15 protein-coding genes are annotated in these 16,262 nt (G+C 62.3%); 9 read left to right on the top strand and 6 right to left on the bottom strand.

The window, feature by feature from the left end; genetic code table 11:
• Entirely contained in the window at window positions 1–225 is a 225-nt protein-coding gene (gene rpsR / locus D6201_RS04965) for a 30S ribosomal protein S18 (protein ID WP_120047810.1), read from the bottom strand.
• The gene (gene rpsF / locus D6201_RS04960; RefSeq protein ID WP_120049209.1) at window positions 225–590 is read right to left on the bottom strand and encodes a 30S ribosomal protein S6; all 366 of its coding nucleotides are present in this window, start codon (window positions 588–590) and stop codon (window positions 225–227) included. Before rpsF ends, rpsR begins: the two co-directional genes overlap by 1 nt.
• A gap of 434 nt (window positions 591–1,024) precedes the next feature.
• Here rpsF and D6201_RS04955 point away from each other — a divergent pair, with 434 nt between their 5' ends.
• Window positions 1,025–1,993: a DUF808 domain-containing protein gene (locus D6201_RS04955; protein WP_120047809.1), complete on the top strand. Its 969-nt coding sequence runs from the start codon at window positions 1,025–1,027 to the stop codon at window positions 1,991–1,993.
• Window positions 1,994–2,015: 22 nt separating this feature from the next.
• Here the strand turns inward: D6201_RS04955 and D6201_RS04950 are convergent, their stop codons facing one another.
• Genes D6201_RS04950 through D6201_RS04940 form a run of 3 tightly spaced genes read right to left on the bottom strand, consistent with a single transcriptional unit; the run spans window position 2,016 to window position 4,111 of the window.
• Window positions 2,016–2,315 (bottom strand): hypothetical protein, encoded by a 300-nt coding sequence (locus D6201_RS04950; protein ID WP_120047808.1) that lies wholly within the window; start codon window positions 2,313–2,315, stop codon window positions 2,016–2,018.
• Between the two features lie 60 nt (window positions 2,316–2,375).
• Window positions 2,376–2,687 (bottom strand): hypothetical protein, encoded by a 312-nt coding sequence (locus tag D6201_RS04945; protein WP_120047807.1) that lies wholly within the window; start codon window positions 2,685–2,687, stop codon window positions 2,376–2,378.
• Window positions 2,684–4,111 (bottom strand): glutamate ligase domain-containing protein, encoded by a 1,428-nt coding sequence (locus D6201_RS04940; RefSeq protein WP_120049208.1) that lies wholly within the window; start codon window positions 4,109–4,111, stop codon window positions 2,684–2,686. Before D6201_RS04940 ends, D6201_RS04945 begins: the two co-directional genes overlap by 4 nt.
• A gap of 58 nt (window positions 4,112–4,169) precedes the next feature.
• On the opposite strand from D6201_RS04940, the gene D6201_RS04935 reads away from it, so the two are divergent.
• From D6201_RS04935 to dnaN, 5 genes are all read left to right on the top strand, one after another.
• Window positions 4,170–4,997 carry an LD-carboxypeptidase gene (locus D6201_RS04935; RefSeq protein ID WP_120047806.1) on the top strand — a complete coding sequence of 276 codons (828 nt, stop codon included), beginning with the start codon at window positions 4,170–4,172 and terminating at the stop codon, window positions 4,995–4,997.
• Entirely contained in the window at window positions 4,994–5,926 is a 933-nt protein-coding gene (gene fabD / locus D6201_RS04930) for an ACP S-malonyltransferase (RefSeq protein ID WP_120047805.1), read from the top strand. The genes D6201_RS04935 and fabD overlap by 4 nt, the downstream gene beginning before the upstream one ends.
• A 79-nt stretch (window positions 5,927–6,005) precedes the next feature.
• Window positions 6,006–7,940 (top strand): beta-propeller domain-containing protein, encoded by a 1,935-nt coding sequence (locus tag D6201_RS04925; protein WP_120047804.1) that lies wholly within the window; start codon window positions 6,006–6,008, stop codon window positions 7,938–7,940.
• 61 nt (window positions 7,941–8,001) lie between these two features.
• The gene (gene fabG, locus D6201_RS04920; RefSeq protein WP_120047803.1) at window positions 8,002–8,754 is read left to right on the top strand and encodes a 3-oxoacyl-[acyl-carrier-protein] reductase; all 753 of its coding nucleotides are present in this window, start codon (window positions 8,002–8,004) and stop codon (window positions 8,752–8,754) included.
• A gap of 128 nt (window positions 8,755–8,882) precedes the next feature.
• Entirely contained in the window at window positions 8,883–10,010 is a 1,128-nt protein-coding gene (gene dnaN / locus D6201_RS04915; protein WP_120047802.1) for a DNA polymerase III subunit beta, read from the top strand.
• A 16-nt stretch (window positions 10,011–10,026) separates the two neighbouring features.
• Here the strand turns inward: dnaN and D6201_RS04910 are convergent, their stop codons facing one another.
• Complete coding sequence (locus D6201_RS04910) at window positions 10,027–11,343, bottom strand: FAD-dependent oxidoreductase (RefSeq protein WP_120047801.1); 1,317 nt, start codon at window positions 11,341–11,343, stop codon at window positions 10,027–10,029.
• A gap of 273 nt (window positions 11,344–11,616) precedes the next feature.
• On the opposite strand from D6201_RS04910, the gene D6201_RS04905 reads away from it, so the two are divergent.
• The 3 genes from D6201_RS04905 (at window position 11,617) to lepA (ending at window position 16,254) form a co-directional block, all read left to right on the top strand.
• A complete protein-coding gene (locus tag D6201_RS04905; protein WP_120047800.1) occupies window positions 11,617–13,815 on the top strand; it encodes an EAL domain-containing protein in 2,199 nt (732 codons plus the stop codon).
• Between the two features lie 109 nt (window positions 13,816–13,924).
• Window positions 13,925–14,368: a DM13 domain-containing protein gene (locus D6201_RS04900; protein WP_165853498.1), complete on the top strand. Its 444-nt coding sequence runs from the start codon at window positions 13,925–13,927 to the stop codon at window positions 14,366–14,368.
• A 68-nt stretch (window positions 14,369–14,436) separates the two neighbouring features.
• Window positions 14,437–16,254, top strand: coding sequence for a translation elongation factor 4 (gene lepA, locus D6201_RS04895; RefSeq protein WP_120047798.1), 1,818 nt, complete (start codon window positions 14,437–14,439; stop codon window positions 16,252–16,254).
• The last annotated feature ends 8 nt before the right edge of the window (window positions 16,255–16,262 follow it).

The raw sequence follows: 16,262 nt of genomic DNA, 5'->3' as shown, positions 1-16,262 counted from the left end.
TTACTTCACGATGTAGGGCAGCAGGCCCAGGTGACGGGCGCGCTTGATGGCCTTGGCCAGCTCACGCTGCTTCTTGGCGGAAACGGCCGTGATGCGGCTCGGCACGATCTTGCCACGTTCGGACATGAAGCCCTGCAGCAGGCGCGTGTCCTTGTAGTCGATCGCGGGGGCGTCCTTGCCGGAGAACGGACAGGACTTGCGGCGGCGGTAGAACGGGCGTGCCATCAGTTACGGTCCTCCCGGTCGGAGCGGCGCTTCTTGTCGCGATCGCTCTTGCGCATCATGGCGGACGGGCCGTCTTCATGCTCTTCCACGGCGATGGTGAGCCAGCGGATCACGTCTTCGTTGATGCGGTTCTGGCGCTCGAGCTCGGACACCAGCGAGCCGGGCCCGTCGATGTTGAGCATGACGAAATGCGCCTTGCGATTGCGGTCGATCTTGTATGCGAGGGACTTGAGGCCCCAGGTTTCGGTCTTCACGACCTTGCCGCCATTGTTCTCCACGATTTCCGTGGCGCTGGCAGCGAGCGCGTCGACCTGAGACTGGCTCAGATCCTGACGCGCGAGAAAAACATGCTCGTAGAGAGCCATGTCGCGCTTCCTTTTCCAATGCCGATCGCTGACACATCCCGCGCGGATCGCAGGCGGCCCCTCCGGCTTTCTTCGAATCTCCGCGGCGGGGCGATAAGAGCCGTTCGCTGCGGAAGGGGCGCACATAGCGGGATCGGGGCGCAATGCAAGACAGAAGCGGGTGGGGGTGTTACACGGATGCGCATTTTTGTGAACCGCCGAGCGTGCTTGAAAGCTACCATAATTCAGAGCTTTAAGAGGGTATTCGCGCATCACCCCTGTAACCTTTCCTATTTCACCCGTCGCACGCAGAAGTTTGGCTGGTTATTGTCATCCGCTCCCGAAGCGGGATGAAGCAGGCTTATCCCGCCATTCCGCCTGTAGGACAGTGCAGGCCTTGCGATAGCGGAACGGGCGGGGCAGGGGGCGGTTGACCTACAAACAGGGAGACCACCATGCCATCCGGCCTAGCCGCCCTTCTCGACGACGTTTCCATCATCGCGCGCGCGGCATCGGCCAGCGTGGACGATATCGCCGCCGCCGCCGGTCGTGCGGGCAGCAAGACGGCGGGCGTGGTGATCGACGATGCGGCGGTGACACCAAGCTACGTCACCGGTCTGGAACCGGCACGCGAACTGCCGATCATCTGGAGCATCGCGCGGGGCAGTTTCTTCAACAAACTGGTGATCCTGCTGCCCGCCGCGCTGTTGCTGAGCGAGTTCCTGCCCTGGCTGATCATTCCCATCCTGATGCTGGGCGGCGCATTTCTTTGCTATGAAGGCGCGGAAAAGGTGCTGGAAAAGCTGGGCGGCAAGAAACACGGCAAGAATCTCGAAAGCCCGATCGAGGATCCCGTGGAGTTCGAGAAGAAACGGGTGGCGGGCGCCATCCGCACCGATCTCATCCTCTCCGCGGAGATCATGGCCATCACGCTGAGCGAAGTCGCCACCGAAAGCCTGCTGACGCGCGCGGGCGTGCTCGCGATCGTGGGGATTGCGGTGACGGTGGTGGTTTACGGTGCGGTGGCGCTGATCGTGAAGATGGACGATGTCGGCCTGCATCTGGCGCGCGAGGGGCGGACCGAAGGCGGCCGTCGGTTCGGCACCGCGCTCGTCAATGCGATGCCCAAATTGCTGACGATGCTCTCCCTGATCGGCACGGTCGCGATGCTCTGGGTCGGCGGCGGAATTCTCATCCACGGCACGCATGAGCTGGGCTTCCTGCTGCCCGAGCAGGCCATCCATTCCGCGCAGCACTGGGTGGAAACGATCTCTGGTGGGCTGAGCGGCGTGCTGGGCTGGCTGACCTTCGCTTCGCTATCGGCGGTGCTGGGCCTGGTCGTGGGCGCGGTGATAGTGTTCGTGCTGCACAATGTGCTCGGCCTCGGCCACACCGAGGATCATGGCGAGGCAGCTGCCCACTAATCCTTGTGTTATCCGGGAGTGATTAGGCGGCAGCTCGCAGGGAACGCCGCCTGTGCGCGATCCATGCATCCTTGCTCGGCCAGCTTCGCCCGTCCGAGCTTTCGATCCGTCCATCGGGATGGATGACGAACCACGGGTCTTCCTGCGTGGCCCGCACGTCGAGGCAGAGCGGCGTCAGGCGGCGATCCTTGCCCACCTGCCAGCCCAGGACGTTGCTGTAGATGATCTCGACCTGATTATCGTCGAAATAGGCGGAGACGAGATACGTGCCGGGCGCAGCATCGAACAGGCCGACCCCGCCTTCACGATAATTCTTCTGCACGTGCCACGTCCTCCTTCGTGACAGGGACAATGGCTTACAAACGTTGCAAAAGGCTTAGTCTTATCGAGGTTCCTTTAGGTCTGCACCGCAATAGCCACATTCGCGCTTCGGTCTAGCAGGTCGGATCAGGGCCATGCCCTGATGTGTCACTTCACCATCGTCGTGCGGCATATTGACGGGTTCGCCACAACCCGCGCATTTCGGAAAACTTTGAGCGATGATGATCATCGCAAAATATCCCACCGCACCAAAGACAAGTGCCATCGGCATCGACGCACCGGTCAGAACCTCGATGCCAATACCTATGAGGAGCACGGCAAAGAAGCCGATCCAAACCAAGCACACTAACCAGGCTTTGGTATAGGTGGTCACAGCCGCGCCAAGAGGTTTTCCGCGAACTCGGTCAGCGTATCGTCGCGTGCGCCCATGACAGCGATGCGATCTCCCGCCTTGGCATTCTCGATCATGAAATCGCCGCAGCCTTCGCGAGAGTTGATGTGGAGCGCTCTTGGGCCATCCGATCCGGCGGCCTTGGCGATGAGGTCGATAATCCGTTCGCTGCCTTCGCTGCGATCGACCGTGCCGCCGAAATAAACCGGGTCGCAGAGAAGCACGATATCCTCGCGGCCAAGTTCCTGAGCGAAAGTCTCGGCCAACTCTTCGCCCATCTGGCGAAGTGGGCCGTAGCCGTGAGGCTGGAAGAAGGCCATCACGCGGCCTTCATGCTGTTTCAGCGTGCGAAGCGTAGCGCGGGCCTTTTCCGGATTGTGGCCGAAATCGTCGATCACTGTGACGCCGCTTTCGCTGGTGCCGACCACGTCGAAGCGGCGCGAAAGACCCTTGAAATTCGCCAGCGCGGCCACCGCATCGGGCACCGGCACGCCAGCGGCATTGGCGGCGGCGATGGCGGCCAGCGCGTTGGAGAGATTGTGCCGCCCCGGCATGGCGAGGCGCAGGGGATGCTCGCTGCCGTCGCGCGCATCGGTGACGAGCGCCGCCTGTTTCGTCGGCCCATCCGCTACGCTGCCATCCTTGATGCCGAGCGCGGCGCAGCCATTGTCTATGCCAAAGGTCAGCGGCTCCTTCGCCTGCGCGACAAGGCGGAAAGCTTCGGTGTCGTCGGCATTCACCACGCCGCGATCCGCGCGGGCGAGGAAATTGCCGAACAATTCTCGCAATTCCTCCATGCTCTTGTGGTCGAGGCTCACATTCAGCAGCAGCGCGACGGTCGGACGGTAGAGTGCGATCGAGCCGTCGCTCTCATCCACTTCGCTGACGAACGTTCCACCATTACCGACCACGGCGCTGGCGAAAGGGCGTTCTTCGCTGACGAAGTTTTTCATCACCGCGCCGTTCATAATGGTGGGCTTGCGGCCGGTCGCCTGCATTATCCAGCCGAGCATGGCGGTGGTGGTCGACTTGCCGCTGGTGCCGCCCACGGCGATGCTCTGCGGTGCGGCGTTAAACAGGCGGGCGAGCAATTCGGCGCGGGTCAGGCGTTCGCAGCCCAGTTCCTTGGCCTTTGCCACTTCAGGCACGGTATCCTCGATGGCGGCGCTGGCGACGAACACCTGCTCGCCAGAGGTAATGCCGCTGCCGTCCTGCGGGAACAGCCCGAACCCCTGCCGCTCCAGCGCGGCGAATTTCTCGGGCGTGCGGCCCTGGTCGAAACTGCGGTCCGACCCCGCGACTTCGGCGCCCATGCCTTTCAGGATCTGCGCGAGCGGCAACATGCCCGATCCGCCGATGCCGCAGAAGAAATAGGGGTGGGCGATAGTCTGGGCGCGCTTATTCATGGGGATGCGATTATGCGGCCTGTGGCGCTTTGTGAAGTGGATGCTATCGACAACCACCATGACACGCATCGCCATCGTCTGCCCGGGAAAGCCGCTGCGCCGCGAACGTGCTGAGCGCGTCGAGGCGCTGGCGGCGGCGGAATTTCCGCATGTCGATCTTGTCTTTCATCCGCAGTGTTTCGAGCAGGCCGGCCATTTCGCCGGGGACGAAGCCACGCGGCGCGACGCCTTTGTCGAGATGGCGAATGACCCACAGATCGATGCGATCTGGTTCGGCATGGGCGGCTACGGTGCGTGCCGTATCGCGGGCGAGGCAATGGAGCGGCTCGGCGATCCGGCGCTGGGCAAGGCGTATCTCGGATACTCCGATGCCGGCACGCTGCTCGGCGCGCTTTACCGCCGGAAGTGTGGTCGGCAGGTTCATGGTCCGCTCGTGGGAGACATCAAGCGCGATGGGGGAGAGGACGCGATCCGGCGGGTGCTTCGCTATTTCGCCGGGCATGACGTGCCACTGGAAGAAGGTCTCGATGACAGGCCCCACGTGGCGTTTAATCTGATGACGCTTGCCATGCTGGTGGGCACCGACCTGATGCCGGACCTCGAAGACCACGTGGTGCTGGTGGAGGAGGTGGCAGAGCATCTCTACGCGGTGGATAGGTTGTTCTTCCATGTCACGCAGCATATCCGGGGTGCGGCGGGTATACGGCTGGGCCGGATCTCTGCCGTGCCGGAAAACGACCGGCCTTTCGGCACCGATGCGCAAGGCATCGCGCGTTATTGGTGCGAGAAAACCGGTATTTCCTATCTCGGCCGGGCCGATATCGGCCACGATGCCGCCAACGCGCTGGTGCCTTTCGGCACGACAAAATCAAGGACGACCCAATGATCGCATTCATATTCCCCGGACAGGGCAGCCAGAAGGTGGGCATGGGCACGGAGCTCGCCGATGCCAGCAGCGCGGCACGCGAAGTGTTCGAGGAGGTGGACGAGGCGCTGAAGCAGAAGCTATTCAAGCTGATGGCTTCCGGCCCCGAAAGTGAGCTGATCATGACAGCCAATGCCCAGCCCGCAATCATGGCGAATGCCATTGCGGTGGCGCGCGTGCTGGAGTCGGGCGGCGTGTCGCTTGCGGAGAAGGGCGAGGCGGTCGCGGGCCATTCCCTGGGCGAGTATTCGGCATTGGCGGCTGTTGGCGCGTTCAGGCTGACCGACACGGCCAAATTGCTGCGCATCCGCGGCATCGCCATGCAGGATGCCGTGCCTATCGGAGAGGGTGCAATGTGCGCGCTGCTCGGTGCGCATCTCGACAAGGCGCAGGCGCTCGCCGAGGTCGCTGCGGAGGGGCAGGTCTGCGAAGTCGCCAATGACAACGATCCCGGTCAGGTCGTGCTCTCCGGCCACGCAGAGGCGATCGACCGGGCGGTGGCAATGGCGAAGGATCACGGCTGCAAGCGCGCGATCAAGCTGCCGGTTTCCGCACCGTTCCACTGCTCGCTGATGAAACCCGCCGCGCAGCGAATGCAGGGTGCGCTGGCGGATACACCGCCTGCTGCCTTCCGCCTTCCCGTCTACGCCAATGTCACCGCCGCCGCCGTCACCGATCCGGCGGAAGAGCAACGCCTTCTGGTCGAGCAGATCACCGGCCGCGTGCGCTGGCGCGAGAGCGTGCTGGCGATGCACGAGGCGGGGATCACGCATTTCGTCGAGCTTGGCGGCAAGGTCCTCGGCCCGATGGTGAGAAAGATCGCGCCCGATGCGACCGTCACCAGCGTAGTCGGCATGGACGATATCGAGGCGCTGGCGAAAGAGCTCTGACACAAGCTGTACATCGCGCATTCAGCTACCCGGACCGATCAATGTGATAGTATAACATCGAAGTTTTGGGGGACCGTCAATGTCGATCGCACGTCTGCTTGCCGTAGGTCTGATTTCGTCGGCGCTCGTTTCCTGCGCCGTCGCGGAAGCGCAGAACTCTATCAGTAGGCCGCGCAGCGAGGTGGGGCTCTACAATTTCGACGACAGCGAGAGCTTCGAGGTATTCGCCCGCCGTATGCAGGGCTTGCAGCGCGAAGGGCGCGAACGCGGTGACGGCACGATCGTGGTGACTGGCGCGATGGCCGAAAGCGCAGCTCCTCCTGCCCCTGCTCCGCCACCCGCCGCGATGGCGATGGAAGTCTCCGCTGATGCGTCTGCACCCGAGCAGATCACCAATACGCAGGAAGCTGGCGTGGACGAAGGCGCCATCGTGAAGGATGCGGGCGAGTATCTCGTCATCCTGCGGCGCGGGCGCATCTTTACCGTCCGCCATGGCGACAGTTCGCTCGAGCCGATCGATGCCGCCAACGCCTTCCCGCCCGATGCGGAGAGTCCTGGCGATACCTGGTATGACGAGATGCTGGTGCGTGGCGACCAGGTCATCGTGGTCGGTTATAGCTACGGTGATTTCGGCACCGAAATCAATCGCTTCCGGCTGGGGCGCGATGGCAGCCTCACATATCGAGACACGCATTATCTGCGCTCCGGCGATTATTACTCATCGAGCAATTACGCCAGCCGCATGATCGGCGACGAGCTGATCTTCTATGCGCCGGTCTATCTCAACTGGAGCAACTGGCGCTCGACCATGCCGGCGCTGAGGCGCGGCGGCCCCGATGGCGAAGTCGTCGACCTGGTGGATCCGAACGATATCTACGTCACCGAACGTGCCCGCAGAGGCAAGCATGTGCTTCCGGTTGCGCATGCGGTCACGCGCTGCGATCTCTCCGTGCGAGAGCTCGATTGCGACGCTACGGCCGTCCTCGGCAGCTGGAGCCGTGTGTTCTATGTCAGCCCGCAAGCCGTGTATCTGTGGGCGGGAGCGCTGGATTACAGCGATGAGGACAATGACGGGCAGCTCTATCGCATGCCGCTCGACGGATCGCGGCCCGGAGCAGTGCCGGTCAACGGCTCGCCGATCGACCAGTTCTCTTTCACAGAGGATCGACAGGACAATGTCCTGCGCGTCGTCCTGCGTGGCGACGATCGCGGCGCAGGCATGTGGGGGAGCGAGTTTTCAAGCGGCGATGTCGGGCTGCTGACGGTCCCGCTCGGCGCGTTTACCGATGGATCGGAGCACCTCCCCCGACGCGCCTTGCGTGAACTGCCCTCCGTCGATGGCTGGCGCTTCCACAACCGGTTTGTCGGCGATTACCTGCTTTACGCTGCTGCCAGCTACGGCAATGAGGACGAAGCGAGCTTCATGTATGCCGCGCCTGTCGATGGCCGACCGGCGCAGCGCCTCGATCTCGAACACGGCGTGACACGCTTCGACATCATGGGGGCGGACGCAGTTGCCATCGGTCCGGCGCGCGACAATGCGCTGGGCTTCTCCTCTGTGTCACTCGGCCAGAGCGCGCGGGTGGAGGACGTTTACCTGCTTCCGAGGGCAAGCGAGGGCGAGCAGCGCAGCCAGGCGTTCTTCTATCGACCGGACCCGGGATCGCCCGGCGGGCTTTCGGGCACGCTCGGCCTGCCTGTCAGTCGCGTGCGTCACGGCACCGGCGGAGAGTTTCTCGGCAATGCCGCGGCGATTTTCTTCCTGCGCCGCGACGAAAGAGAGTTCGCGCCTGCCGGACAGCTCGTCTCGCGCGAGAAATCGGGCGTTGACGACAATTGCATCGCGTCCTGCGTCGATTGGTACGGCAATGCGCGCCCGATCTTCCTTCGTGACCGCATCTTTGCGCTCATGGGTTACGAAATCGTGGAAGGCGAGATGGTGAACGGCGGCATCCGCGAAGTGCGCCGCGCGCGCTTCAACCCGCCTGTGCGGAGGGCGAGCCGCGAGGATTGACCGGGCGGCCCCACGCGCGCAACAGGCGGCAAACGAAAGCTGTCAGGGAAAGCGCGAAGCCATGTTTTCACTCGAAGGAATGAATGCCCTCGTCACCGGGGCAAGCGGCGGAATCGGTTCGTCGATCGCTTACGCGCTGGCACGGCAGGGCGCGCGCCTGGCGCTGTCCGGCTCCAACGGGGGCAAGCTGCGCGCCTTTCGCGAGCAATTGATGGAGGAGGTGGGCGGCGACCATGTCGAGATTACCTGCAATCTCTCCGACACCACTCAGGTCGAAGAGCTTGTCCCTGCCGCCGTCGATACGCTCGGCGGCATCGACATCCTCGTCAACAATGCGGGCATCACGCGAGACAACCTCGCCATGCGGATGAAGGACGAGGAATGGGACGATGTCATCCGCATCAATCTCGAAGCGTCTTTCCGCCTGATGCGTGCAAGCGTGCGCCCGATGATGAAGGCGCGCTTCGGGCGGATGATCAACATCACCAGCGTCGTCGGCACCACCGGCAATCCGGGGCAGATGAACTATACCGCCGCAAAGGCAGGCCTGGTCGGCATGTCCAAGAGCCTGGCCCAGGAAGTCGCCAGCCGTGGCATCACGGTCAACTGCGTAGCGCCCGGCTTCATCCGCTCCGCGATGACGGAAGCGCTGGACGACAAGCAGAAGGACGCGATCAACGCCCGCATCCCGATGGGCCGGATGGGCGAGGGCGACGATATCGGCGCGGCGGTTGCCTTCCTCGCCAGCAAGGAAGCGGGCTACGTCACCGGCCAGACCATCCACGTGAATGGCGGCATGGCCATGTTCAGCTAGTTTTCCCCAACGAATCCCGCCGAAGCGCTCACGTCGCTTGCCCGTGTTTACGCCTCCGCTAAGGGTATTTGGACTGAATACGGACATCCGGCCTTGATCGGATGAAGCGACAAGGGAATTGATCGGCCATGAAAGTCACCATCGAACGCGCGGAACTGCTTCGCAGCCTGTCCCACGTCCAGTCCGTGGTGGAACGGCGCAACACGATCCCCATCCTTTCCAACGTCCTGATCGAGGCCGAAGGGAACAGTCACGTGCGCATCATGGCGACCGATCTTGATCTGCAGGTGGTCGACAACCTCCAGGCGCACTCGGTCGATAGCGAGGGCTCGATCACGGTGTCCGCGCACCTGCTGTTTGATATCGCTCGCAAGCTGCCTGATGGCAGCCAGGTAAGCCTGGAAACGGGCGACAACCGTATGACGATCAAGGCCGGGCGCAGCCGCTTCTCGCTGCCGACCCTGCCGCGGGACGATTTTCCGGTTATCGTGGAAGGCGATCTGCCTACCAGCTTTGAGCTGCCCGCCAAGACGCTGGCCGAGCTGATCGACCGCACGCGCTTCGCCATCAGCACCGAAGAAACGCGCTATTATCTCAACGGCATTTTCCTGCATGTCGCGGATGAGGATGGCGGCGTGTTGAAGGCGGCTGCTACCGACGGTCACCGCCTGGCCCGCTTCACTCTGTCACGCCCCGACGGCGCGCAAGGCATGCCTGACGTCATCGTGCCTCGCAAGGCCGTGGTGGAGCTTCGCAAGCTTCTCGAAGAGGCGATGGAAGGCAACGTCCAGATCGATCTCAGCCCGTCCAAGATCCGTTTCACGCTTGGCGGGGAGGGCGGCGTCGTCCTCACCAGCAAGCTGATCGACGGCACCTTCCCCGATTACAGCCGGGTGATCCCGACCGGAAACGACAAGCTGCTCAAGGTCGACCCGAAGAGCCTGTTTGCAGGTGTGGACCGTGTGGCGACGATTGCCACCGAGAAGACCCGCGCGGTGAAGATGGGTCTGGAAAACGACAAGGTGACGCTCACTGTCACCAGTCCGGACAACGGCAATGCGGTCGAGGAAGTGAGCTCGCAATACGGTTCCGACGCGCTCGAAATCGGTTTCAACGCAAGCTATCTGAAGGATATCCTGCAGCAGCTCGGCAAGGACACCGTTGAATTGCATTTCGCCGATGCCGGTGCGCCGACCCTGATCCGCGAGGACGAGAACAGCCCGGCGCTCTACGTCCTCATGCCGATGCGAGTCTGACGGCCGACAACCGCGCTCAGCCGAGCGCCTTTATCATCGCTTCCACATCGACGAATTTCTCGCGCGGGGAGCCTTCGCGCGCCGCAGCCGCTTCGGCTTCCTCGATTTTCTTCCAGTCCTGGAAGGTGACCACGTCGAGGCCGTTGGCCTTGGCCAATGCATCGAAGCCTGCGCGGCCTTTTTTGCCGGCGCGGCCCAGCGCGCCGTTCTCGATGTCCTCGGCGATCTTCGCGATCATGCCGACGCCGTCGGGCTTGTTTGTGCCGATCGTGCCCGAAGGGCCGCGCCGCGCCCAGCCTACGCAATAGAGGCCCGGCATAATCCGCCCTTCGTCATTGGCGAAGCGGCCGGCGCGCTCATCGAACGGTACGCCGGGGATGGGGGCAGTGCGATAGCCGATGCAGGTTACGACCAGGCTTGCGGGCAATGTCTCGGTCTCACCGGTTGGCTGCGCGCGGCCTTTTACAAGCTGGGTCTTCTCGATCTCGATATGCGAGACCTTGCCTTCACCCAGCAATGCCTTGGGCTGAGAGAAGAAGGCGAATTCGATCGCGATGCGCTTTTCCGCGCGAATGTGTTCCGGTGTGGCTGCGAAGTCGCGAAGCAGGGTGACGGATTTGCGCAAGCCCGGCTCCAGCATGGCATCCTCACCCACATCCGGCAGGTCGTCTGCATCGACATGCGGCGCAGCGCGTTCGAGCTGCCCAAGCTCGCCAAGTTCCTTCGGTGTCATCATGATCTGGTGTGGCCCGCGGCGCCCCAGGATCACGATCCGCTCGATCCGGCTTTCATGCAGCGCGTCATAGGCGTGAGCGACGATATCGCTGCCTTCGAATTCGTCCGGCGTCTTTGCGAGAATGCGCGCTACATCGAGCGCGACATTTCCCATGCCGACCACCACGGCCGTATCGCCGGAAAGGTCTGGCTGAAGATCGGCAAATTCCGGGTGACCGTTATACCAGCCGACGAACGCCGCGCTGCCGAAAACATTGTCCAGATCCTCTCCCGGCATGGCCAGGCTGCGATCCTTCGGCGCGCCCGTCGCCAGCACAACCGCGTCGTACAGCTCTTGCAATTCTTCGATTTTCACGTCCCGGCCGATGGCGATATTGCCGACGAAGCGGACATTTTCGGTAAGCGCCGTTTTCTCATAGCGACGCGACACACCCTTGATCGACTGGTGATCAGGCGCAACGCCGGTGCGGATGAGGCCGTACGGGACCGGCATGATATCGAACACGTCGACACGGACATCCTCGCCGAATGTCTTCTGCGCGGCCTCTGCGAAGTAATATCCCGCCGGCCCCGATCCAACGATGGCGATGTGGCGCATGATTGTCCCCTCCCGGCGATGATTTGTGCAGATTAACGAATAATGCGGTTGCGGCAATGCGCCACGCGGTCCGCTGCTCAATCAGGCGCCATCTAAAGACCCTATCGAACGCGGCCGATACGGTTAGAAAATGCTCTTCTCGCCGCAAAATTTAGCGCTTTGGTAAGCGGTGCGCCGCTATCGTTAACACCGGTTTTGGAAATGGCTGCGCAATCGTGCGGCCCAAGGCCCCGGAAAGGCGTGAATTTGGGTGTTCGTGGCATCTTCAGATCGATGGGCAGCCAACCCGGCGACGAAGACGTGCGCGATGCAGAGAAGGCCGCTGCCAAGGTGTTCAGCGACGCCGACCGGCTGGCGATGTTCAACGCTTTCGAACAGTCGGGAAGCGGCTGGTTCTGGGCGACCGATGCCAAGGGCGTGCTTACCTATCTTTCTCCAAAAGGAATCGCATTGCTTGGCGGTGCGGAAAGCGCTGTCGGCAGGCCGTTGGCCCAGATTGTCGAGACCGACGCGGGCGGTGAAGGTGAGAGGAGAGGTCGTCCGCTTACCTTTTTACTGAGCGCACGCACGATGTTCAGCGAATTCCCGGTCCGGTTGATTCCGCAGGATGAAAATTCTGAGGCGGACGAAATGTGGCTCGCTCTCAACGGCAAGCCGCATTTCGACAAAAGCGGCGATTTCATCGGCTATCGCGGCATCGCGAAGGACATCACGAAGTCTTACCAGCATCAGCGCGATTCGTCGAAGGCAGCTGAATACGATTCCCTAACCGGCCTCGCGAACCGACATCGCATGGGCCGGAGGCTGACCGCTATTCTGACGGCCTACAAGGCGGAGAAGCGGTCCTGCGCACTGTTGATGCTCGATCTCGACAGGTTCAAGCAGGTGAACGACACGCTCGGCCATCCGGCAGGCGACGAATTGCTGCGACAGGTTTCCCAGCGGCTCGAGCGTATCGTGCCCGACGATGCGGAAGTCGGCCGACTTGGCGGTGACGAATTCCAGATCATCATTCCCGATCTCGATGACCGTGGTCGCCTGGGCGAATTGGCGAGCCGCATCATCCAGATGATTTCGCAGCCCTATTCGATAGAGGGCAGCCGCGCGATTATCGGTACCTCCATCGGCATCGCGATTGCCCCATATGACGGGATCGAGCCGGACGAATTGGTAAAGGCGACAGACCTCGCGCTTTACGCTGCCAAGGGCGGCGGGCGCGGTCAATTCCGTTTTTATTCCAACGACCTGAAAGAGTCGGCCGAGGACCGCCGCGAGATCGAGGAAGACTTGCGCGATGCCCTGGCGCGCGAAGAGTTGGAAATGCATTACCAGCCTGCCGTCGATGCGAAGACGCACCTGGTGAAGGGCTTCGAAGCATTGATGCGCTGGAACCACGCCGAGCATGGCTCGATCAGCCCCGGCGTCTTCATTCCGATTGCGGAGGACAGCGATCTTATCGATGCCTTGGGCGAATGGGCGCTGCGGCGGGCCTGCCGCGACGCGGCCGAGTGGCCCGAGGAATTGACCGTTTCGGTAAATGTTTCTGCTCAGCAGTTTGCCGGTGAGGCTTTGCCGACCGTTGTGGAGAATGCGCTTGTCGCAGCCAACCTTCCCGCCGAGCGGCTGGAATTGGAAATAACCGAAAGCGTCTTTATGGGAGATGCCTCGGCAACGGACGAGATGTTCAAGAAATTGCGGAAGATCGGCGTCAAACTGGCGCTCGACGATTTTGGCACAGGCTACTCGTCGCTGTCCTATCTCCGCCGTGCGCCCTTCGACAAGATCAAGATCGACCAGAGCTTCGTGCGCGGATGCACCGATAAGGACGATTCCAACGCGGCGATCATCACCGCTATCGTCAGCCTCGCAAGGGCGATGAAGATGACGACGACGGCGGAGGGTGTAGAGGCGCTGGACGAGTTGTCCGTAATTGCCGATCTGAACGCCGAGTACGTTCAGGGGTTCATATTCTCTCGCGCCGTGCCGCATGACACCGTCATGGAAAAACTTCGTTCGGGCGAGCTCAAATACGAGCCGGCAGGTCCGGCGAAACATCGTTCTGAACGGCGCACGCTCTATCGCCGCGTCGGTGTGATTCATGAAGATCATCACTACACGGCGATGTTGCGAGATCTTTCCCGAAGCGGGGCGCGTATAGAAGGGCTGCTGGACGTGCCGGTCGGTACGCAGCTCGTCCTCGATTTAGGGGAAGGGCAATTGGTGGTCGGGACGGTTCGCCGTTCGCAGGACGCCACTCAGGGACTGTCCTTCGAAGTGCTGCTGGTGAGCGACGGAGCTGGCGGGCTGTGCACGCGCCACCGCGTCTCGCCCTACATGCTCGCCGCAGCGGGCATGCCGCTGCGAGCCCTTCCAGCGGGCCATTATGCTCCTCCGCAGACGGCAAACGCTCCGTCCTCTTCGCCGCGCTTCATGCAGGTGGACATTTCGTCGGGATCCCTGCGCGCAGGGTGATGATCGATTGATGCGATCACCGCCATCGGCATATCGCGGGTAACGTATTATCCCGCTCCATCGAAAGTCGTCACAGCATCGCATTGGCGGTGACGAAAGGATGATCACGATGAACACAGTTACCCGCATTTTCGCTCCCTTGGCTCTTGCAGTCACAGCGACCGCCGGAATGGGCGCCGTTGCATTTCCCGATATAGCCGCCGCGGCGGAACTCACGGACCGTGGCTCTTTCCGCGGCGCAGACAGCAGCCATCCGGCCAGCGGCACCGCTGAGGTAATTCGCCTTCGCGGCGGCGGCTTCGGTATCAAGCTTCACGATGATTTCCGCGTGCGCGGCGGGCCGGACCTGCGCGTCTGGCTGAGCGATGCCAGCAATCCGCGCAACGCACATGCTGTGCGCGGTCGCGATTACGTCGATCTTGGCCGGCTGAAATCAAGCAGTGGCGAACAGATCTATCGCCTTCCGGCTGACGTCGACCTGTCTGGCGCCAATTCAGTCGTCATCTGGTGCCGCGCTTTCGGCGTTTTCTTTGGCAGCGCGACGCTTTCCTGACGGCTGCCTTGCATGGCCCACAAGACATACTGACATTTGGGAAACGCCGGGCTAATGGCGCTTTCCAAATGACTGACCTTTCCAAGATCCGAAATTTTTCGATCATCGCCCATATCGATCATGGCAAGTCGACGCTTGCCGATCGGCTGATCCAGCATACCGGCGGCTTGACAGAGCGCGAGATGTCCGAGCAAGTCCTTGATAACATGGACATCGAGAAGGAGCGCGGCATCACCATCAAGGCGCAGACCGTGCGCCTGAACTACACCGCGAAGGATGGCGAAACCTACGAGCTCAACCTCATGGATACGCCTGGCCATGTCGACTTCGCCTACGAGGTTTCCCGCTCCCTTGCCGCCTGCGAGGGCGCGCTGCTGATCGTTGACGCCGCGCAGGGCGTGGAGGCGCAGACGCTCGCCAATGTCTACCAGTCGATCGAGCATGATCACGAGATCGTCCCCGTCATCAACAAGATCGATCTGCCCGCGGCAGAGCCCGAACAGGTCCGCGCGGAGATCGAGGAGGTCATCGGCCTCGACGCCAGCGAAGCGGTGCTCACCAGCGCGAAGTCCGGCATCGGGATCGAGGACGTGCTCGAAGCCGTCGTTGCCAAGATCCCGCCCCCCAAGGGCGATCGCGACGCGCCGCTGAAAGCCATGCTCGTCGACAGCTGGTACGACCCCTATCTCGGCGTCGTCATCCTGGTGCGCGTGATCGACGGCGTCCTGAAAAAGGGCCTCGACGTGCGCTTCATGCAGGGCGGCACGCAGCACCTGGTGGACCGGGTCGGCTGTTTCGGCCCCAAGCGCATGGACCTGCCGGAGATCGGCCCCGGCGAAATCGGCTTCATCACCGCGCAGATCAAGGAAGTGGAGCAAGCCCGCGTGGGTGACACCATCACCACGGTGAAGGGCGGGGCGGACACGCCACTGAAGGGCTACAAGGAAGTGCAGCCCGTGGTGTTCTGCGGCCTCTTCCCGGTGGACGCCGCCGATTTCGAGAAGCTGCGCGAAAGCATCGGCAAGCTGCGCCTGAACGATGCGAGCTTCAGCTACGAGATGGAGAGCAGCGCCGCATTGGGCTTCGGCTTTCGTGCCGGTTTCCTCGGCCTGCTGCACCTGGAAATCATCCAGGAGCGCTTGAGCCGCGAATACGATCTCGACCTCATCACCACCGCGCCCAGCGTGGTGTACCGCGTCCACCTTGCCCATACGAAGAACGAGGACGCGGAAACGCGCGACATCCACAACCCTGCCGACTGGCCGGACGTGAACCGCATCGAGATGATCGAGGAACCGTGGATCAAGGCGACGATCTACACGCCCGACGAATATCTCGGCGCGATCCTGAAACTGTGCCAGGACCGGCGCGGCGTGCAGACGAACCTCACCTATGTCGGCGGCCGGGCGCAGGTGACCTACGAACTGCCGCTGAACGAGGTGGTCTTCGACTTCTATGACCGTCTGAAATCGATCAGCCGCGGCTATGCCAGTTTCGACTACGAGCAGATCGGCCTTCGCGAAGGCGACCTCGTGAAGATGAACATCCTGGTGAACGCGGAAGCCGTCGACGCGCTATCGCTGATAGTCCACCGCAGCGTGGCCGAAGAACGCGGCCGCGGCATGTGCGAACGCCTGAAAGACCTCATCCCCCGCCACCTCTTCAAGATCCCCGTCCAGGCCGCGATCGGTGGCAAGATCATCGCCCGCGAGACGATCGCCGCCTTGCGCAAGGACGTGACCGCCAAATGCTATGGCGGCGATATCTCGCGCAAGAAGAAGTTGCTGGACAAGCAGAAGAAGGGGAAGGCCAGGATGAGAGAGTATGGCAATGTGAGCATTCCGCAGGAGGCGTTTATTGCTGCGCTGCGGATGGGGGAGGAGTGATGGTTGGG

This window comes from Aurantiacibacter aquimixticola (assembly GCF_003605475.1).
GTDB classification, from domain to species: Bacteria; Pseudomonadota; Alphaproteobacteria; order Sphingomonadales; family Sphingomonadaceae; genus Alteraurantiacibacter; species Alteraurantiacibacter aquimixticola_B.
The sequence above is the reverse complement of the archived record's forward strand: the minus strand, read 5'-3'. Positions and strand labels throughout refer to the sequence as shown.